This is a genomic window from Sphingobacterium populi (genome assembly GCF_001586775.1).
GTDB lineage: Bacteria > Bacteroidota > Bacteroidia > Sphingobacteriales > Sphingobacteriaceae > Sphingobacterium > Sphingobacterium populi.
Genome location: NZ_LQXS01000005.1, coordinates 181,033 through 202,659 on the forward strand (window position 1 = coordinate 181,033; position 21,627 = coordinate 202,659).

Annotated in this window: 16 protein-coding genes; 12 read left to right on the forward strand and 4 right to left on the reverse strand. The window is 41.9% G+C overall.

Annotated features, from left to right (window positions below; all coding sequences use genetic code 11):
- Positions 1–94 precede the first annotated feature (94 nt).
- The 6 genes from A0125_RS13000 (at position 95) to A0125_RS13025 (ending at position 8,728) form a co-directional block, all read left to right on the forward strand.
- Complete coding sequence (locus A0125_RS13000; RefSeq protein ID WP_066756963.1) at positions 95–3,529, forward strand: response regulator; 3,435 nt, start codon at positions 95–97, stop codon at positions 3,527–3,529.
- Positions 3,517–4,353: a CheR family methyltransferase gene (locus A0125_RS13005; protein ID WP_066756965.1), complete on the forward strand. Its 837-nt coding sequence runs from the start codon at positions 3,517–3,519 to the stop codon at positions 4,351–4,353. Before A0125_RS13000 ends, A0125_RS13005 begins: the two co-directional genes overlap by 13 nt.
- 105 nt (positions 4,354–4,458) lie before the next feature.
- Positions 4,459–6,072 carry a response regulator gene (locus A0125_RS13010; protein ID WP_066756967.1) on the forward strand — a complete coding sequence of 538 codons (1,614 nt, stop codon included), beginning with the start codon at positions 4,459–4,461 and terminating at the stop codon, positions 6,070–6,072.
- A 71-nt stretch (positions 6,073–6,143) separates the two neighbouring features.
- Entirely contained in the window at positions 6,144–6,674 is a 531-nt protein-coding gene (locus A0125_RS13015; protein WP_066756969.1) for a plastocyanin/azurin family copper-binding protein, read from the forward strand.
- Positions 6,675–6,811: 137 nt separating this feature from the next.
- Positions 6,812–8,218, forward strand: a complete 1,407-nt coding sequence (gene lpdA, locus A0125_RS13020) for a dihydrolipoyl dehydrogenase (protein WP_066756971.1) — start codon at positions 6,812–6,814, stop codon at positions 8,216–8,218.
- 108 nt (positions 8,219–8,326) lie between these two features.
- Complete coding sequence (locus A0125_RS13025; protein WP_066756973.1) at positions 8,327–8,728, forward strand: acyl-CoA thioesterase; 402 nt, start codon at positions 8,327–8,329, stop codon at positions 8,726–8,728.
- Positions 8,729–8,899: 171 nt separating this feature from the next.
- Here A0125_RS13025 and sucC read toward each other — a convergent pair whose 3' ends face one another.
- Positions 8,900–10,093, reverse strand: a complete 1,194-nt coding sequence (gene sucC / locus A0125_RS13030; protein ID WP_066756976.1) for an ADP-forming succinate--CoA ligase subunit beta — start codon at positions 10,091–10,093, stop codon at positions 8,900–8,902.
- Between the two features lie 125 nt (positions 10,094–10,218).
- On the opposite strand from sucC, the gene A0125_RS13035 reads away from it, so the two are divergent.
- The 5 genes from A0125_RS13035 to A0125_RS13055 all read left to right on the forward strand — a co-directional run bounded on the left by A0125_RS13035 (position 10,219) and on the right by A0125_RS13055 (position 14,658).
- On the forward strand, positions 10,219–10,875 hold the full coding sequence (locus A0125_RS13035) for an ABC transporter ATP-binding protein (protein WP_066756979.1): 657 nt from the start codon (positions 10,219–10,221) through the stop codon (positions 10,873–10,875).
- Positions 10,876–10,884: 9 nt separating this feature from the next.
- Entirely contained in the window at positions 10,885–11,343 is a 459-nt protein-coding gene (locus A0125_RS13040; RefSeq protein WP_156472545.1) for a metallophosphoesterase family protein, read from the forward strand.
- Positions 11,344–11,353: 10 nt separating this feature from the next.
- The gene (locus A0125_RS13045; RefSeq protein ID WP_066756986.1) at positions 11,354–11,893 is read left to right on the forward strand and encodes an HAD family hydrolase; all 540 of its coding nucleotides are present in this window, start codon (positions 11,354–11,356) and stop codon (positions 11,891–11,893) included.
- Between the two features lie 402 nt (positions 11,894–12,295).
- On the forward strand, positions 12,296–13,627 hold the full coding sequence (locus tag A0125_RS13050; protein WP_066756988.1) for a S41 family peptidase: 1,332 nt from the start codon (positions 12,296–12,298) through the stop codon (positions 13,625–13,627).
- 23 nt (positions 13,628–13,650) lie between these two features.
- A complete protein-coding gene (locus tag A0125_RS13055) occupies positions 13,651–14,658 on the forward strand; it encodes a LacI family DNA-binding transcriptional regulator (protein ID WP_066756991.1) in 1,008 nt (335 codons plus the stop codon).
- Positions 14,659–14,674: 16 nt separating this feature from the next.
- Here the strand turns inward: A0125_RS13055 and A0125_RS13060 are convergent, their stop codons facing one another.
- From A0125_RS13060 to A0125_RS13070, 3 genes are read right to left on the reverse strand one after another with little or no spacing between them, the layout of a single operon-like run.
- Positions 14,675–15,253, reverse strand: a complete 579-nt coding sequence (locus A0125_RS13060; RefSeq protein WP_066756994.1) for a non-canonical purine NTP diphosphatase — start codon at positions 15,251–15,253, stop codon at positions 14,675–14,677.
- Positions 15,246–15,812 (reverse strand): hypothetical protein, encoded by a 567-nt coding sequence (locus A0125_RS13065; RefSeq protein ID WP_066756997.1) that lies wholly within the window; start codon positions 15,810–15,812, stop codon positions 15,246–15,248. The genes A0125_RS13060 and A0125_RS13065 overlap by 8 nt, the downstream gene beginning before the upstream one ends.
- A gap of 10 nt (positions 15,813–15,822) precedes the next feature.
- Positions 15,823–16,803, reverse strand: a complete 981-nt coding sequence (locus tag A0125_RS13070; RefSeq protein ID WP_066757000.1) for a deoxyhypusine synthase family protein — start codon at positions 16,801–16,803, stop codon at positions 15,823–15,825.
- 305 nt (positions 16,804–17,108) lie between these two features.
- Between A0125_RS13070 and gltB the strand changes: the two genes are divergently transcribed.
- Positions 17,109–21,623: a glutamate synthase large subunit gene (gltB, locus tag A0125_RS13075; protein ID WP_066757003.1), complete on the forward strand. Its 4,515-nt coding sequence runs from the start codon at positions 17,109–17,111 to the stop codon at positions 21,621–21,623.
- The last annotated feature ends 4 nt before the right edge of the window (positions 21,624–21,627 follow it).

Genomic DNA, 21,627 nt, shown 5'->3' on the forward strand with positions numbered 1-21,627 from the left:
CATTTATATCCTATGATTCATTAAATTAATTTCATCATCCAAAGCTTTTTATTCATATTTGACGCATCATATAGTAATTTCTACCCAATAATTTATGAGAAGGCACCACATATTAAAGTTGCAATTTTTCGCCGGTGTCATTGTTGCATACGCCATTTTGATTTATGCGTTTGTCTATTACACTAACAAACAAAATGACTACGCGACAAATACACTGCAATATGGCGAAACCTTTAGGCAGAAAGCGGATATATTAAGCAATTTTGAAAATCAATTGCTTAACATTAATCGGGTAAAATCTGATTATATCACTCGGGGTTCTAACAACACCATACTCCAGCTTAATCACTACATTCAAAAAGCGACTGGCCATTTGATCGAATTTGAGGAATCTAATGACCTTTATAGTGCTGATTTGCCGGAACTCGCACAGTTAAGAAATCTCTTGCGACATGTCAGTCAAATGGATTCTATTCAAGTAGCACTGAAGGACAAAACATTGGACGAAAAAGCTATTGCGATGGCAGTTGAGGAGCAACATATTCATAACACATGTGATTTGGTAATTGCAGCCGTTTTTGAGATCAATAAGGCCAAAATTAAAGACGAAACGCTAAAGTTAAAAGACGCGCTTTATGTCGTACTGCCGCTTAATATTGTCGCTTTGCTAGCCATACTGTACGTATTGTATAGTACTTATATGATAAGTGAAAAGTTGCGTCTTTCGACTGTTCAGGAGAAACAAATCAAATCGGAGCTAACCATTGCCAACCAACGATTCGAAAGTACTAACTGGATATTGGATCGCACGAATAAAATTTATGATGAATTGATTGGTATAGATAAGTTGTCTGACATTGCGGAGATTTCGCTTCGAAAGATCATGCGATCATTAGACAACGTTTTTTACGCAGGTGCGATCTACATTAAGGAAGATCATAATCAAACTTTCGAACGAATTGCGATGCTGGGCTTTGAAGATGATCAAATAGCGACAAGTTTTAAGATCGGACAGGGAATGCTGGGCATGGCTGTACAGCAGCATAAGCAGAAAACCTATGAAGCCTCAGAGGCCCAACACATTAAACTATATTCGACATTTATCGACCGGATAAATCCACAAATTATTTTAGTGCCAATAATACACGATTCGGAGCCTATAGGCTTACTTGAATTGGCTATTAAAGAAGATACCGATAATTCAAAAAGGATTGCAGAATACCTCGGCCGTGCCGCTCGCATCATTGCGGCAGCGATCAAATCGGGTCAAAATCACGCAGTGGTACAAAAACTGTTGCTCACGACGCAAAAGCAGACCGAAGAACTAAGCGCGCAGCAAGAAGAACTGCGGATGACTAATGATGAACTGGTTTATCAGACCAACCTTTTGGAGTCATCAGAAGAAGAACTGCGCGTACAGCAAGAAGAGCTCTCACAAACTAATATCGAACTCAATGCCAAGGCCAAAGAGCTCGAGAATCGTAACCTCGATCTTAAGGAAGCGCAAAAAGTAGTTGAGCTAAAAATTGCAGAAGTAGAACAAGCTAGTCTATACAAATCAGAATTTATGGCGAATATGAGTCACGAACTTCGCACGCCCCTAAATAGCATTCTGATTTTAGCGAAACTCCTAGAAGAAAATAAAGGCCGAAATCTCACAGAAGATCAGCGTAAACATGCTGCCGTAATATATAGCGCAGGATCTGATCTTTTGGAGCTGATCAATCAATTACTTGACCTTGCTAAAATAGAATCTGGCAAGGTAGAAGTACTTTCAGATTTGGTCAATACCGAAACACTGCTACAAAATCTCGAAAACCTATTTAAGCAGACGGCTAAACAAAAAAACATCCAATTCAATACTCAATCGGTTGAATTTCCGAAAACTTTTATTTCGGACGAATATCGATTAGAGCAAGTTTTGAAGAATTTTCTATCCAACGCCTTCAAATTTACCAGTGCTAATGGCCGTATCACGCTTGAATTAAAACGGCATGAAGAGCAGCTTCTGTTTTCCGTCAAGGACACTGGCAAAGGAATACCTCCTGAAAAGCGGCAACTAATATTCGAGGCATTCAGGCAGGAAGATGGTTCAACGAGTAGAAAATATGGAGGAACAGGACTTGGATTATCAATAAGCTTAGAAATCGCAGCATTATTGGGCGGCAAGATTCACCTCGAAAGCGAGCTGGACAAAGGCAGTATATTCACACTATCTATTCCATTGCAAACGGAAGTTTCGGATATAATGGAGCCCAGAGAAAAAGTACATTCCGTCATGGAAGTGCTACCTAAACTCGTAACTACTGATGCTCCCGAAACCATAGAAAAAGTCGCAAGTGGCCGCACGATACTAATTATTGAAGATGATATCAATTTTGCATACATTCTAAAGGATTTTGCCGAGCAATATAACTTCAACGTATTGCTGGCGCACGATGGCCCTCAAGGATTGGAAATGGTAAAAACCCATCTTCCAAATGCCATCATACTCGACGTGATGTTGCCAATTACTGATGGGTGGAACGTATTGCGTACGCTCAAGTCCGACCCGATTACACAACATATCCCAGTACATATGATGTCGGCTGCAAATATTCAGCAAAAAGACACGCTTGAAAAAGGTGCTATCGGATTTCTATCAAAACCCGTGACAGAGCAAAACATCAAAAAAGCATTCTCCAATATTATTTTCAATATCGATCAAGATGTCAAAAAAGTACTCTTGGTTGAAGACCAGGAAGTGATGAGTGACTTCATCAAGAATGCATTTGCCGAACAAAATATCAATATCATACAGGCATTCACGAAGAAGTCGGCATTGGACAAATTGCAGACAGAGGAAAATATAGATTGTATTATATTAGACATTAACCTACCAGATAGTAGCGGTTTAGGTCTTCTAGAACAGATCAAGAAAGACGCTGCTTTCAAAAGTATTCCGGTCATAATAAATACTGCTGAAGAGCTAACGACTGAGCAAACCGATCGTATTGCTCAGTATACAAAGTCCATGATTCACAAAGACGGCAAATCGACAGATAGATTGATTGATGAAGTTAACTTGTTTCTAAATAAGATCAATAACCCCGATTATGAGCCGATCCATAACAGCAAAAAAGTCGCCAAAGTAGCCCATTCGGATGTTGGCAATCTTAATGGAAAACGTGTGCTAGTAGTAGATGACGATATGCGAAATGTCTTCGCCCTCACAACCGCACTCAAGGAGCACAATTTACAGATCGAAATTGCCAATAACGGTCGAGAAGCGCTAACAATCATTAAAAATCAAAAAGAACCGTTCAATATCGTACTGATGGACGTAATGATGCCCGAAATGGACGGATACAACGCCATACAACACATTAGAAGCGAACCAAAACATGCTCGACTACCGATCATAGCAGTAACTGCTAAAGCTATGCATGGCGATCATGAAAAATTGATACAACTTGGCGCAAACGATTACATCAGTAAGCCGATAGACATTGACAAATTAATCGCATTAATGCAAGTATGGCTAAGCTAGAAGGAGAGTCAGCTTATATCTCTTTTGAAGAATTAGAGGAAATTATAGGATTATTAAGACAATTATCTGGTTTTGATCTAAGTGGATATACCCGATCATCACTCAAAAGGAGAGTTCAGCGGGTAATGGGACTAGATCGAATGGACTTTGTAGACCTGAAAAGTGCGCTGATCAATATTCCGGGTTTTCAGACCTACCTCATGTACGAGATCACTGTGAATGTGACGGAAATGTTTAGAGATCCCGATTTTTTTGAAGAACTCAACACATCAGCCATCCCGTACTTGCGAACATTTCCTCGAGTAAAAGTATGGAGTGCCGGTTGCTCCAGCGGCGAAGAGGTGTATTCCTTGGCCATACTGTTGGCTCAAAACAAACTGTACGAACGCTCTTTCATCTACGGAACGGACGTAAATTCTAATATTATCGAAGTGGCGAAGAAGGGCATATATCCATTACAAAAAATTAAAATATACACCGAAAACTTTAACCGATACACAACAGAAGACTCTTTCTCTAAGTACTATACCGTAAAATACGATATGGCAATAATATCAAATTACTTGCGCACCAATACATTATTTTCTACGCACAATTTGGCAACCGACTCCGTATTTAATGAATTTCAGCTTATCACCTGCCGCAACGTCATGATTTATTTTGATCAGCAGCTCCAAAGCAGAGTGATAGAGCTACTTTATAACTCTCTTGCCACCTTTGGATTTCTCTGTCTGGGTGCCAAAGAGAACCTAACCAATCATCCGATAATAGATAAGTTCAGAATCGTAAACCGACAGCATAATATTTACCAGAAAATAAAATAAGTAGAAATATTGCCACACAAATAGCTGAAAAACAACTAAATACAACCTTACTAGCATCTTTGGAAAAATAAATAGCTATTTTTGTTAGGTCAACCATTGAGAAGCATGAAAAAGATCAATTTACTTATTTTAGATGATCGGGAAGAAAATATCATTAGTCTTCGTGCTTTATTGGAAGAATTAGATGACCTACATATTATAGCGCACACAGATCCAAACGAAGCGCTAAAGGTGTGTTGGCACGAAGATATTACCATTGCGATGGTCGACGTACAGATGCCCGAGATGAATGGCTTTGAGTTTGTATCATTGCTCAAATCACATCCAAAGACCAATCACATTATGACCATCATGGTGACGGCCATCTCGAAGGAGGAACGCTACCTGCTGGAAGGCTTGCGCAGCGGCGCAATAGATTACTTATACAAACCGCTCAATCCCGAAATTACACGTGCCAAAGTAAAATCATTTGTACATCAAATACGTTTACAGGAAGAGATCAAACAAAAAAATCTAGCGCTGGAAGTCTCTGGTAAAGAACTGCTATTGGCCAAAGAAGAAGCAGAGCACGCTAGGAAGTCAAAAGAGCTATTTTTAGCCAATATGAGCCATGAGATAAGAACACCAATCAATGGTATCATGAGTGTAATTCATGTGCTGAAAACATCGAAATTGAGCACCGAGCAATTGGAATGGGTAAATATCTTAGATAACGCCTCACAATCCCTACTCGTTATTATCAACGACATATTGGATCTATCTCGAATTGACTCAGGAAAATTTAAAATCGAAATGGAAGATTTTTCGCTTTCCAAGTTTATCGACAATATGGATCGTATGTTTAAGATCAAAGCGGATCATAAAGATCTGCGCTTCCTCATCGAGAAAGAAGGGAATTTGCCAGATAATGTTGTTTTCGATGCTCTGCGTTTACAGCAAATAATTACAAACTTCATATCCAACAGCCTCAAATTTACAGAGAAAGGCACTATCACTTTGCACATCAAGCTGGTCGAAAGCGATCAACAAGGATACCGTATTCGTTTTACAGTTACTGATACGGGTATAGGTATACGTACCGATCATCTTCCTAAAATTTTCCAACCTTTTGAGCAAGGTGATGGCGCGATCACGAAGCGGTACGGTGGCACCGGTTTAGGTTTGGCTATCGTAAAACAACTTGCCGAACTGTTGGATGGTACTGTAGGATCAGAAAGTAACGTTGGACAAGGATCCAGTTTTTACTTCGAAGCCTGGCTAAAGAAAAGTAAAACTAATCAACCTCAAAAGCCGAATGAACCGTACATTAACTTTCCGAAGCTAGAGGGGGTCCATATTTTAGTAGCAGAAGATAATGATTTGAACGCATTCATGTTGGCACATATGCTAAAAACATGGAATTGCCAAGTTGACATTGTCAAAAATGGACAGCAGGCGTTAGACGCTGTGTTACAAAAAAACTATGACCTCGTATTGATGGATACTCACATGCCAGTCATGAGTGGTTTTGATGCTATTAAAGCTATTAAAGAATTAGAAGATACCGACAAAAAAAACATACCCATCATCACGATTTCGGCATCAGTACTCGCGCACGAGCAGGCGGCAGCATATGAAGTCGGCGCCCGTTATGTGATCGTCAAACCTTTTGACCCTGTTGATCTCTATAGCCGAATCACGAGCTTAGTGTTGGAAAACAAGACAGAGAATTTACCGTAGAAAATTGGTAATCGACTTCTTTCTAATGAATAATACGTAAATTCGTACAGTAATACATACAAAAACAGACTATGAAAAAACTATTTATTGCCCCTATTGCAGCGTTGGCATTTGGTCTAGCATCATGCGGAGGCAACACCGATTCAGAGAAAAAAGAAAATACGCCTTCTGAAGAAGCTGCTCCGGTTTCGCCAGCAGCGACAGTGCCTGGTATCGAGAATGTAGAGCTATCCAACAACTGGACCGTTGAAGGCAATGACCAAATGAAATTTGATATAAATTTAATTCGTGTCAAAGCGGGTGAGCCAGTCGACATTACGTTCAAAAATACGGGCGAGTTGCCAATCGAGTCTATGGGACATAATCTTGTAATTTTGAAACCTTCGGTAGATATCCCTACGTTTGGTGGTGAAGCTGCAGGTGCGCCAGACAATGATTACATTCCAAAATCGTCGCTTAGTTCTATTATAGCGCATACAAAATTGCTAGGTCCTGGTCAAGAAGACAAGATTACTTTTACTTTAGAGGCCGGCGTATATCCGTATATCTGTAGTTTCCCTGGTCACTTCGGAATCATGCAAGGTAAAATCGTGGCTGAGTAATTCTCCTGTCAGCCCAGTATAAAACGACAATCTATGTAGATTGTCGTTTTTTTTTAACAATACAACAAATTTACAGGTATCCGACTCTATCATTCTTAATTTAATCGTATTTTTGAGCAGAGAAAAAACACGACTATATGCAGTATGACGTAATTGTAATCGGAAGTGGGCCTGGCGGCTATGTTGCCGCTATCCGATGCGCTCAACTTGGCCTAAAAACTGCTGTTATTGAAAAATACAGCACATTCGGTGGAACTTGCTTAAATGTAGGCTGTATTCCTTCCAAAGCACTATTGGACACATCAGAGCATTATCATAATGCCGCACACAATTTTGCGAACCATGGCATTAGTCTGGATAGCTTAAAGATCGACGTTAAGAAAATGATCGATCGCAAAAATGATGTCATTGCTCAAAACACGGCAGGAATTACATTCTTATTCAAGAAAAATAAAATTGATAGTTTCGAAGGCATAGGATCTTTTGTCGACAAAAACACGATCAAGATTGAAAAAGATGGCGCAGATGCACAAGAGATAAAAGGAAAAAATATCATTATCGCTACTGGCTCTAAACCAACCGCATTGCCTTTCTTACCTATCGACAAAAAACGCATCATTACTTCTACTGAAGCCTTACAATTGCAAGAAATTCCAAAAAGCCTGATCGTGATCGGCGGTGGTGTTATCGGATTGGAATTGGGATCGGTATATGCGCGTTTGGGATCTAAAGTTTCGGTTGTAGAATATGCTAAATCTATCATCCCTACGATGGATGCTTCATTGGGCAAAGAGCTACAACGTGTACTGAAAAAACAATTGGGTTTTGAGTTCTTCTTGGGACACAAAGTAACTGGCGCTACTACTAAAGGAAAAGAAGTAACAGTTACTGCAGAAGATGCTAAAGGTAATGAAGTGTCGTTCCAAGGCGATTATTGCATCGTAGCGGTAGGACGTACGGCTTATACAGAAGGATTAGGTTTGGATAATATCGGTATCAAAACCGAAGATCGTGGAAACAAGATTTCCGTTGACGAGCATTTGCAAACTTCTGTAGAGGGTGTTTATGCGATCGGCGATGTGATCAAAGGCGCTATGCTAGCACACAAAGCAGAAGACGAAGGAATTTTCGTTGCAGAACGTATTGCCGGTCAAAAACCGCATATTGATTACAATGCTATTCCAGGAGTTGTATATACTTGGCCAGAAGTCGCTGCTGTCGGACAGACCGAAGAGCAACTTAAAGAAGCCGGTAAAAAATATAAAACAGGAAGTTTTTCATTCAAAGCATCAGGCCGTGCCAAAGCATCTGGCGACACCGATGGCTTTGTGAAAGTACTAGCCGATGCCGAGACCGACGAGGTTTTAGGTGTACATATGATTGGTCCGCGTGCAGCAGATATGATTGCTGAAGCAGTAATGGCACTAGAATACCGTGCTTCTGCAGAAGATATTGGTCGTATTTGCCATGCTCACCCAACCTATACAGAAGCATTTAAAGAAGCAGCATTGGCTGCTACAGATAATCGAGCGATTCACGCTTAGTTTCAACATAACTAGAAAGGGAAACGCGACGTGTTTCCCTTTCTTATTTAGTACCACGTCGCATACCCACATTGGTGTACTTACGATGCACTATAAAGCAAATTACCTATGAATTTTTATACACGTAAATGGATCAAACCAGAAGATCTAAATCCCAATGGAAGCCTATTTGGCGGCACACTGCTGCGTTGGATTGACGAAGAAGCGGTAATCTACGCGATCGTACAATTGGAAAATCCTAATATCGTGACGAAGTACATATCAGAAATTAACTTTGTAAGTTCGGCACGTACTGGTGATATTATTGAAATGGGTATTGAGGCCATCGATTTTGGCAGAACATCATTGACCATGCGTTGTGAGGTAAGGAATAAGATTACACGTAAGACGATTCTATCGATTGACAAGCTGGTATTTGTTAATCTTGATGAAAATGGCACACCTAGCCCACATGGCAAGACCGAGATCCATTACAACTATTTGGGAATAGAACCGGATAAGCGGGACTAGTTTTTAGCGCTATTAATTTTCTATAAACGGAAAGCAAAATCGATTTCAATCGGATCTGCCTTCAGCGGTTGTGGAGTGGTCGGATCTCAGCAGAATAACTGAGAATCTCCCAGAAATAAAAAAAGGCCTTTCAGAATTCTGAAAGGCCTTTTTTATGATTCAAGTTGCTTATTATCCGCCCAAAACTTCAGATACTAAATCTGCAGCTTCTTTCAAAGCGATCGCTGAATATACTTTCAAACCAGATCCATCGATTAATTTCTTTGCTTCTTCGGCATTCGTACCTTGCAAACGAACGATAATTGGCACAGGTATATTTCCAATTTCTTGGTAAGCATCAATCACGCCTTGAGCAACACGGTCACAACGAACGATACCGCCAAAGATATTGATTAAGATTGCTTTTACATTTGGATCCTGAAGGATTATGTTGAAGCCAGCTTTCACTGTTTCTGCATTGGCTGTACCACCTACATCTAAGAAGTTAGCTGGTTCACCACCTGCTAATTTAATGATGTCCATTGTAGCCATCGCTAAACCAGCACCATTTACCATACAACCTACGTTACCATCTAATTTCACGTAGTTTAGGTTGGATTTGCCTGCTTCTACTTCGGTAGGATCTTCTTCTGAAAGATCGCGCAAAGCAGCATAATCTGGGTGACGGTATAAGGCGTTTTCATCCAAATTCACCTTAGCATCAACTGCCAAAATTTTATCGTCAGACGTTTTCAACACTGGATTGATCTCGAACATCGATGAGTCCGTAGAATCGTAAGCTTTGTACAATGCCGACACAAACTTTACCATCTCTTTCAAAGCGCCACCAGAAAGTCCTAGATTGAAAGCAATTTTACGCGCTTGAAAACCTTGAAGACCTACTTTAGGATCAACTTCTTCTTTGAAAATCAGGTGTGGTGTTTTTTCCGCTACTTCTTCAATATCCATTCCGCCTTCGGTAGAGTACATGATCATGTTACGACCTGATGCACGATCCAAAAGCACGGACATATAGAACTCTTTAGTTTCACTTTCTCCAGGGTAGTATACGTCTTGTGCTACAAGCACTTTGTTTACTTTTTTACCTTCTGGACCTGTTTGCGGAGTTACCAACTGCATTCCGATGATATCAGTTGCGCGTTGTACAACCTCATCATGGTTTTTAGCCAACTTCACACCACCACCTTTTCCGCGGCCACCGGCATGAATTTGGGCTTTAACTACCACCCAGTCCGAATTATACTCTTCTTTCAATCTCTTTGCAGCTTCTAAGGCTTGCTCAGGGGTTTCGGCTACAATACCTTCTTGTATACGTACTCCGAAACTTTTAAGTATTTCTTTTCCTTGATATTCGTGAATATTCATTGATTCAATATTTCCAGTAAAAGTAGTTTTTTTATTTGTAAGGGGCAAGTTATTGTTGTGTAAACGACAATTTTGACGACTAAATCACAGAAACATATTTTGGCGATTTTGTGTAACTTCGCAGGATGATACTACAGGCCAAAGACATTTTTAAAACGTATGGCGAACTTCCTATATTGAAAGGTGTAAGCCTTGAAATACAGAAAGGTGAAGTCGTATCAATAGTGGGCGCCTCTGGTGCTGGCAAAAGCACGCTGTTGCACATCATTGGTACGCTTGACAGACCTGACAAAGGTCGTTTAATGCTTAATGGGCAGGAACTTGCTCAACTCAGTGAGAAGAAATTAAGTGACTTTCGCAACCGCAACATTGGGTTTGTATTTCAGTTTCACCACCTCCTACCCGAATTTACGGCTTTAGAAAATGTATCTATTCCAGGATATATTGCGGGGGCGCCTCAAAAAGCAGTCGAGCGGCGCGCTATGGAATTGCTTGAGCGCCTTGGGGTAGCCGACCGCGCTACGCACAAACCGGGCGCGCTATCTGGTGGTGAGCAACAACGCATATCGGTAGCAAGAGCATTAATTAATAATCCGGCCATCATCTTAGCTGATGAGCCGTCTGGCAATCTCGACTCTGAGAATGCGGCATCTCTGCACCGACTTTTCTTTGATCTTCGCGATAGTATGCAACAAACTTTTATCATCGTTACGCACAACGAAGAGCTTGCCAACATATCTGATCGCACCATCCATATGCGCGACGGACTGATCTACGAATAAAAACACAGTATGGCTACTATTTTACTTACCTTCGGCACCAGACCAATAGCTCAACGCATTGCGAAAATACTGAGCCCGCACCATCAAGTTATAATGGCTACGCACGAGCCCATTCCATCCGTCTTATCTAGTACTTATAAAGCCATACCAAATCCAGCTAATCCGGTCTTTGCGCACGAGATGCTCAAGCTTTGTTTGGATAATGGGATTGATCTGATTTTACCTTTAGGCGCTCATGAAATAAACGTGTTGAGCGGCGCTGCTGTTTTATTGGAAGAGTACGGCATCTATATGGTTTGCCCATCGATTGATGCCCAGTCGGAAATCGCAAAACAGATCCCCTCCACTACTCCTCTGCAAATTGTGTATAATAACCAGTCGTTAGGCGAGCAAACAGAAGCGTCCGCTACGTTGGGAAATGGAGTATATGTTTCGGTAGATAACAACTGGCTTCCAGTCATTCTCTAAATCAACACTTATGAAGATCGTTATTCCTAAAAAAGATAAGCAACTTTATTTATTTGAGGTCGACGACATATTGTACGCCAAACGCGACTATTTACTACAGATTTACTATCTATTTGGTCAGTTTGTAGAATTTACAGAATCTAAACCTATTGCGGCTGCAATTACTGAGTTCATGAAAGAACGATTTGAAGCTCGTAATATCGATGGATTGCTGCAAGCAACTCAAATAGAATTTGGCTTATCTCAAGATTATTCAGAAAATTTCAAACGACTGGAAGCGAATGCCCATCTGCCGTTAAAGCTGCTGCTTTTTGAAGAAATACAAGATAGCTTTAAAGCACTTACTGACGCAGGGAAACACTTGGCTATCCTTACGGCAGGAAATCCTGTGTTACAATTGAACAAGCTGAAGCACATGGATTGGTCCGGCTGGGATCAGAAGATAAAAATTTATTTTACCGACGAATTGGTTTTTAGGAATCTAGACCCTTTTTCTTATATTGCAGATGAGTATGGTATAGATCCGAATGATATTGAATACATCCGATAGCATGAATCTAACCTGATAAACTACACCTACCTTAACACGTATTGTCATGAAAAATGCGTTATACTTATTTGTGGTATCTGCTTATTCAAGACTAAATTTCAAATCATATCAATTTGAATCGTATGAAAATGATACGATTAAGCCTGTCCGACGTCAATTCTACCAACAACTGGTAAAAAACAGTCGTTCTATTTATTTTTTTGTGCGATCGCACTTGTTTTCTCCTCTTCATGTAAAAAGCAGATTGCCCCAATTGAACCCCAAGTAAATCCTGATTCCAACCGCAAGGTAGAACAACTGATTGCGGACAGTGTATATTTTTATTATAAAGAACAATCCTATTGGTCCGATAACTTAATAACGTACAACCCGATACATCAATTTACGGACAACAACCTACAATTGGGAACTGATTTATTAGCCAATGCCAGACGGGCGCTCAACTTTTTAACTAGTCAAACACCTGTGCACGCTGGATATAACCGCGCTATTGACCGCTTCTCCTTCATAGCAGAATCTTCGTTTAGCAATAGCAGCTTGCGAGCAGATCGTACAGATGGCTATGGCATCCACGAAACTCTTGTCGGCATTAACAATGAACCGGTTGCTTATATTTATGTCAATTTAGTAGAAGGCGGCTCTCCTGCCGCCCGCGCAGGAATAAAACGAGGTGACAAAATTGTCAGCATTAACGGCGATCGAAATATGGGCGTACCGATATCTGAGGATGGAACTATTCTGGATAGAAGCGTATTACGTATAGTCGAACGGGCATTAGAAAGTCAAGCTTTCTCACTAGAAATAGAGCGTGATAAGATCACCTACAGCTATGATTTGCAATCAGAGAATTATGAAATCGAGCCAATATTGAAAGATACTATATTGACAGTGCAGGGGCAAAAGATTGGCTATTTTGCGCTATCTTCTTTTGAGCAAGTCAGAACTACTTCCGGTATCAATACGCCATTCAAAGCGAAGCTAGACGCTATATTTTCGCATTTTAATGCAGAAAAAATACAAGATATTATTATAGATTTTAGATACAATACAGGCGGCTATGTAGATGCGGCAGAATATGTAGCTAACCACCTAATCAATAACGAAGGTGATCGCCAATTGATGTACAGATCCGACACCAATCCGAATTTGCGTCGCGGAAAGTATGCTGGGAGATTTGCAGATGTTAGTTTCGTCAAGCGCACAGTGCTTAACCCACGCAAACTTTACGTTTTGATTGGTCAAAATACCGCTTCTGCAAGCGAACTTGTAATCAGCGCGCTCATGGCTTACTATAATCCAAACGGTAATGCTGATGTGTCTACTCGTAGGTTGGAAATAATCGGCACTCCGTTTGCAGTAAAAAAAGGATTCTCCACACCAAGTACATATGGCAAACCGATGGGATTTTTCCCGCAAAACATTATGAACCGAGTCGATCTGTGGGCAGCATCTTTTAAAATTATCAACGCGCTTGATTACACCGATTATTGGGACGGTATACCGGCTACGTATGCCACTCCGGTAATAGATAACGTTTTATATGATTTTGGCGATCCTCGAGAATCCATGACTAACACCGCACTATTTCACATTGCAAACAATAGATATCCTACCGAATCTGTCAATACACAACCACGTAGAATTAGCAATCCAACAACGATTGACCAACAAGATGTAAAACTTATAATACCTCTAAATGATCCCAAACCACGTGAGATGATTAAAATTAGGTAAGGCACAAAACTAAAACCCACCGAATGGCCACTAATAAACCGACCACTATAAAGGAAATAGCGCGAAAACTGAAGATTTCGACCTCGACGGTATCTCGAGCTTTGAACGATCATCCGAGTATTGGGTTGGTGACCACGATGCGGGTGAAGCAGATGGCCGAAGAACTAAACTATGAGCCAAATCATACGGCAATCTTCTTTAAACAACGAAAAACCTTCACGATAGGTGTTATTTTACCATTCTTATCAGAACCTTTTTTTGCGGACGCAATCGGTTCAATAGAACAGTATGCTAGCGAGCAAGACTACACCGTAATTTTGGGACAATCTCTAGATGATGAGCACAGAGAACAAAAGATTATTAAAAACTTCAAAAGACACCGAGTAGATGGTATACTAATCTCTTTGAGTAAAAATACGACCGATTTGTCATTTATCGAATCACTGCGCCAAGCAAAGATTCCCATAGTATTCTTTGATCGGGTGCCAGATCGTACCGATGTATCCAAGGTATTTAGTGACCTCTCTACCGGCATGAATGAAGCCATTAAAGCTTTTGCAAACCGTGGTCATCAAAATATCGCTTTGATTAATGGACCATCCGCCATGATAGCTTCTGAAGAAAGATTACAGAGTTTCCAAGCAGCTATGGAAAAACAAGGCTTAATGGTTAACCAAAACTACTTGGTAAGTACCGACCTGACAGCTTTAAGTAATGAGCAAGCCATAGAAATGCTTTGCAGCTTGCCAGAAAGGCCTTCGGCAATCGTGTCTTTCAATGATTTTGTAACATTGGATGTGATCCGCTACTTAAAAAACAAGAATCTAATCTTAAATCAAGACTTTTTTGTAATCAGTTTTGCTAATTTCCCCGGATGGGGCTACATCGATAACCCGCCCATGGGAAGTATCGAACAATATCCGGGCACACAAGGCTTAAAAGCAGCCCAACTTTTATTTGAGGCAATACAGCTCGAAGGAGAACATTCCAATCAAACCGTAGTACTTCCCTCCAAGCTAATAATCAGATGAGAAATTGGATTCACGCTTAGCGCAGACTGCGTAAGAATGCAACCAACTTTTCTACTGCTATCGCGCGGTGACTAATTTTATTCTTCTGTTCGGCCGGCATCTCTGCAAATGTCTGTTCGTAACCCTTGGGAATGAAAATGGGGTCATATCCAAAACCTGCAGTACCACGTCCATCACTAATAATATCGCCTTCAACAGCGCCATCAAAAAAGTGCTGCTGACCAGCAATCGAAAGCGAGATCACCGTACGAAAGCGCGCCGTACGATTAGTATTCGCACCTAGCTTTTGTAGTACCAAAGCAATATTTTGCTCCATATCGCGCGAACCGCTATAATGTGCTGAATACACGCCAGGCTCACCTTGCAGCGCATCGATCTCTAATCCCGAATCGTCAGCAAAGCAATCCATTTGGAAATGTTCAACAATGTAATCACTTTTTTGCTTCGCATTATGTTCGAAAGTAGCCCCTGTTTCAGGAATGTCTGCGGTGCAGCCAATATCTGCTAATGACAGCAAAGCAAATTCGTCGCCCAGCATCGCTTTTACTTCTTCGAGTTTATGCGCATTATTCGTCGCAAATACCATTTTAGTCATTCGTCATAAAATTTTTAAATTCTCCCCAGAATGCTTTCTTCTTTTCTACGTTGGCAAACATTTCTTCAAAGCTGAAGGTGTTGAACACCGTTGCTACTTTTCCTTTCATATAAGCGTTGTGTGGAATATTAGGTAGCACCAGAGAAGCTGGCTCTACACCGAGTAACGTGATACGAGTAGGTTGGAAGAATTGCATAATACGCTTAAAATCGTTTGGATTATGCGAATTGGCTAGATTAACCACAGCGACATCCTCAATGCGAAGGCCTACTGCGGCAAGTATTTTCTCGAATGCATCCAATGCACCTGGAGAGAAATAATCAAAATCAGGATAACGCAAGATGAAGAGAATACGTTTCTCTATCGATCCTTGATAAATAAACTCCTCCGGAATGCTAGCCGAGACGACTTCATTCTGCGGAGGAGTTATAAATACCTGTGCTTCTGCCTGCTGAAAACCAGTAGACGACTGTGCCTCTACAACAAAATCTGTAGAGAACAGTGTTTCATTCATCAGCGCATTCAGCGCGATCGGGTGATCGGTCAGCAGGTTAGACATTGATGTATTTTTATTGTCCTAAGATCCAAGCAAAGATTAGTGGTGCTACAATCGTAGCATCCGACTCTACAATGAATTTTGGTGTGTTGATATCGAGTTTACCCCAAGTAATTTTTTCGTTTGGAACAGCTCCAGAATACGATCCGTATGACGTGGTAGAATCCGAAATCTGGCAGAAATAAGACCAAAAAGGCACATCATGCCACTCCAAATCTTGATACATCATTGGCACTACACAAATCGGAAAATCACCAGCAATACCGCCGCCAATCTGGAAGAAACCAACACCTTTGCCACCAGAATTCTCGCGATACCATTCAGTCAAGTAAACCATGTATTCGATACCTGATTTGACGGTGGAAGCTTGTAATTCACCTTTTATCACGTATGATGCAAAGATATTACCTGTGGTAGAATCTTCCCATCCTGGTACTACGATTGGAATATTTTTTTCTGCAGCGGCCAAGATCCATGAGTTCTTCGGATCAATTTCATAGTACTGCTCTAAATCGCCAGAGCGCACTACTTGATACAAGAATTCGTGGGGGAAATAACGCTCGCCATTGGCTTCAGCCTTTTTCCAAGCAGCTTCTAAGTGCGATTGCAAACGACGGAATGCCTCTTCCTCAGGAATACACGTATCTGTAACACGGTTATAATGATTCTCCAGCAAATCCCATTCATCTTGCGGAGTAAGATCGCGGTAGTTGGACACACGCTTATAGTGCGAGTGTGCTACCAAGTTCATTACATCCTCTTCTAGGTTAGCGCCAGTACACGAAATGATAGCTACTTTGTCTTGGCGAATCATCTCTGCAAGAGAAATTCCCAACTCTGCCGTACTCATTGCACCTGCTAGTGAAACCAACATCTTTCCTCCCTCGGCTAAATGCGTTTCATAGCCTTTTGCCGCATCTACAAGGGCTGCAGCATTAAAGTGAAGGTAGTTTCTCTCGATAAATTGAGAAATAGGACCTCTGTTTTTCGTCATGATCTATTAAAAATTAAGATGGTAAATCCTTTCAAGCAAAGGTAGCCTTTTTTGACGAAAAGCTAATTGCTACTTAAAATCTCTCGCGTGCCATTCTTTGGCTCCATTATGGCTCGTATTGTGAGGTGTTCTTTACGTATTGATGCTATTTCGATATTCTCAACAAATCAGATTAAAAATACAAATAATGCCATATAAACAGTTCTAGATTAAGTTTATTTCAACATAATAAGCTTAAAAATGAAAAATGATTAAAATAATAATGATTTTATTGTTATATTAGCAGTCTAAATAATAGAGGAAGTATGATGTACGATAGTTTGCAGGCATCCGGATTGTATAATCCGGAGTTTGAGCATGATGCCTGTGGTGTAGGATTTGTTGCACATATAAAAGGATTAAAATCACATAATCAAGTGGCCGACGCACTAACCATGTTAGAAAACATGGAACATCGGGGTGCTTGTGGTTGCGATCCAGAGAGTGGCGATGGTGCTGGGATTATGATTCAATTGCCGCACGAATTTTTGTGGGAAGAATGTATCAATTTAGGTATACAATTGCAGGAACCGGGTTACTACGGCGCGGGAATGGTGTTCTTACCAAAAGAACGAGATCTAAATACGCTATGTAGATCCCTGATCGAGGAGGCGACCAAAGACCGTGGAATGGACTTCTTAGGTTTTCGTGATGTACCAGTTAATCGCGAAGGAATTGGCCCGACCGCATTAAGCGCAGAGCCAGAGATTGTACAGTTTTTCGTTTCTCGACCTGATGGCATAAAAAACACGGAAGACTTTGAAAGAAAACTATATGTTCTTCGTCGTTTGATTGTACAAAAAGTAAAAGAACACCAAGCATATCCGCTGCCATTGTACTTTGCATCGTTGTCGTGCAAAACCATCATTTACAAAGGACAATTAACGACCTATCAAGTAGGTACGTATTACAAAGATTTACAAGATTCGCGCGTCACTTCGGCCTTCGGGTTGGTGCATTCCCGTTTCTCGACGAATACATTTCCGTCATGGGCATTGGCACAGCCATTCCGCATGATGGCGCATAATGGTGAAATAAATACGCTGACAGGAAATCTTAACTGGTTTTATGCCGGTGCAAGGGCTTTATCTTCTCCGTATTTCACTAAAGAAGAGATGGACATTCTACTTCCTGTAGTAGATAAAGGTCAATCGGATTCTGCTTGTCTAGATAATGTGGTCGAATTGCTGCTTCATTCTGGCCGTAGTCTGCCACATGTGATGTTGATGCTCGTACCCGAAGCTTGGGATGGTAATACACAAATGGATCCATTAAAACGCGCATTCTATGAATATCACGCGACCTTGATGGAGCCTTGGGATGGTCCTGCTGCGCTGTGTTTTACCGACGGGAAGATTATCGGTGCTACATTAGATCGAAATGGATTACGCCCCCTACGCTATGCTGTCACTTCCGATGACCGCGTTGTCGCTTCTTCCGAAGCAGGCGCTCTACCAATTCCAGAAGAATTGATTATCGAGAAAGGAAGACAACAGCCCGGAAAGATCTTTGTGGTCGATATGGAAGCCGGACGCGTACGCTCCGACGAAGAAGTAAAAGGAGAATTAGTACGCCAGCAACCTTACGGTGAGTGGTTAGATAACTATAAAATCAAATTGAAGGAACTAGCGGAACCACGCGTTACCTTCACCTATCTATCAAAAGAATCGGTATTTAAATACCAACAATCTTTCGGATACACACGCGAAGATTTGGAGACGATCATCGCACCGATGGCGTTGACTGGTTACGAGCCGATAGGCTCTATGGGTACCGATGTACCTCTGGCTGTACTATCAGATCAACCGCAGCATTTGTCGAGCTATTTCAAGCAATTCTTTGCGCAAGTAACGAACCCGCCGATCGATCCAATTCGGGAGCGATTAGTAATGAGTTTGGCGACATTTATCGGCAACGCAGGAAACATTTTGATCGAAGACAAAAAATTCTGTCACTGTGTCGTATTAGAGCACCCGATCATCACGTCGAGCGAATTAGAAAAACTGCGTTCTATTGATACGGGCGTATTCCAAGCCAAAACCTTGCAAACGTATTTCAAGGCCGACGGACAACCTGGCTCTTTGGAAGCAGGTATCGAACGCTTGTGTCGCTACGCAGATGATGCGGTAAAAGATGGTTTTGAAGTCATCATTTTATCCGATCGCGCGATCGATTCGCAGCACGCGGCTATTCCATCTATCTTGGCCGTTTCTGCCGTACACCATCACCTGATCAAAACAGGTAATCGTGGCGCCGTTGGCTTGGTAGTCGAAGCCGGCGATGCGTGGGAAGTACATCATTTTGCTTGTTTGTTAGCGTTCGGAGCTACGGCGATCAATCCGTACATGGCCTTGGCCAGCATCCGTACGATGAAAGAAGAAAAACAACTAGACACGGATCTTTCGTGGGATGAGCTACGGAAAAACTACGTTAAGGCAGTATGCGCCGGCCTGTTGAAGATCTTTTCTAAAATGGGCATCTCAACGCTACAATCCTATCACGGTGCGCAGATCTTTGAGATCTTAGGAATCGACAAAGAAGTGGTAGATACCTATTTCTGCGGATCGGTATCACGCATTGGTGGATTGACATTAGACGATATTGCGCGCGAAGCGCTGGCCAAACATGCCAAGAGCTTTGAAACAGGTCGCGTACCTAAAGAAATCTTGCCAGAAGGCGGAATCTACCAATGGAAACGCCGTGGCGAAGGCCACTTGTGGAATCCGCAAACCGTTCACTTATTGCAGCAAGCTTGCCGTAATAACGACTACCAATCGTACAAAAAATATGCTTCACTGATCAATAATCAGCAAGAGCGGATGTTTACATTGCGTGGCTTGTTAGACTTCGCTAAGCACCGTACGCCAGTGCCTCTCGAGGAAGTAGAACCTGCGAGTGAAATCTTGAAACGTTTTGCAACTGGAGCGATGTCTTTCGGCTCCATATCGCACGAAGCACACAGCACCTTAGCAATCGCGATGAACCGTATTGGGGGCAAATCGAACACTGGTGAAGGTGGAGAAGATGAAGTACGCTACACACCTTTGGAAAATGGTGATTCGATGCGCTCCGCGATCAAACAAGTGGCTTCGGCTCGTTTTGGAGTTACATCCAACTACTTGACGCAGGCGGATGAAATTCAGATCAAAATGGCGCAAGGAGCTAAACCGGGAGAAGGTGGACAGCTTCCAGGCCACAAAGTAGATGATTGGATTGCAAAAACGCGTCACTCCACGCCTGGCGTGGGATTGATCTCGCCTCCGCCGCACCACGATATCTACTCGATCGAAGATTTAGCGCAGCTTATATTTGACTTGAAAAATGCCAACCGTGCCGCTAGAATCAACGTGAAATTGGTTTCTAAAGCAGGTGTAGGAACTATTGCAGCTGGTGTGGCAAAAGCACACGCCGATGTGATCTTGATCGCCGGATACGATGGTGGTACGGGTGCTTCACCGCTCAGCTCGGTGAAACATGCTGGTCTGCCATGGGAATTGGGCTTGGCCGAAGCACACCAAACGCTCGTACAAAATAGACTACGCAGTCGAATCGTTTTACAAGCTGACGGACAGATGAAAACAGGTCGTGATCTAGTAATCGCTACACTATTAGGTGCGGAAGAATGGGGAGTGGCGACGGCAGCATTGATCGCAGGCGGCTGTATCATGATGCGTAAATGTCATTTGAATACCTGTCCAGTCGGTGTGGCTACACAAGATCCAGAATTACGTAAATTATTCTCTGGTAAACCAGAAGATGTGGTTCATCTATTCCACTTCTTAGCAGAAGAGATGCGCGAAACCATGGCCGAATTGGGCTTCCGCAGCATCAATGAAATGGTCGGTAAAGCACAATTCTTGAAAAAACGGGAAGATATTCCACACTGGAAAGCGCAAAAGGTAGATTTCACAGGCATCCTACACGTCGCCAGAAACTTCTCGGAAGATTCGCTGTACAACACCGAAGAGCAGGATCATGGCATGAGTATGATTTTGGATTGGGCACTGCTGAAACAAGCGGAGCGCGCTCTTGAATCAAAAGATCCGGTATTTGGCACCTTCAAAGTCAAAAACACCGATCGTACGATTGGCACCTTGCTATCCAATGAGATCTCGAAAATCTATGGGTCGAAAGGCTTGCCAGAAGATACCATCAACTTCAAATTCGAAGGTTCGGCCGGTCAATCATTCGGTGCATTTGCCACGAAAGGATTGTCATTTGAGTTAGAAGGTGAAGCCAATGATTATGTCGGAAAAGGTTTATCTGGCGCGCAATTGGCCATTTATCCAGCCAAAGAAAGCACGTTAGTACCTGAAAACAATATCATTATTGGCAACGTTGCCTTGTATGGCGCCACGAGCGGACATTTGTATATCAACGGATTAGCAGGCGAGCGTTTTGCCGTGCGAAATTCTGGTGCTACGGCTGTCGTAGAAGGTATTGGTGATCACGGTTGTGAATACATGACCGGTGGTAGAGCGCTAATCTTAGGTGCGACAGGACGAAACTTTGCCGCAGGTATGAGTGGTGGTATCGCGTGGATTTACGATATCAACGAAACATTCCGCGACAATTGTAATCAAGAAATGGTGGATCTAGATCCGTTGGATACCGAAGACGAAAATGAGATCATCACCTTATTAAAGAAACATATACATCTTACCAATAGTGCAAGAGCAGCTTATATCTTGCAACATTGGGCAAATGAGAAGTACAAATTCATCAAAGTATTCCCTCGGGAATACAAGAATGTGTTAAATAAAAAATTAGTGGTCGCTTAGCGAA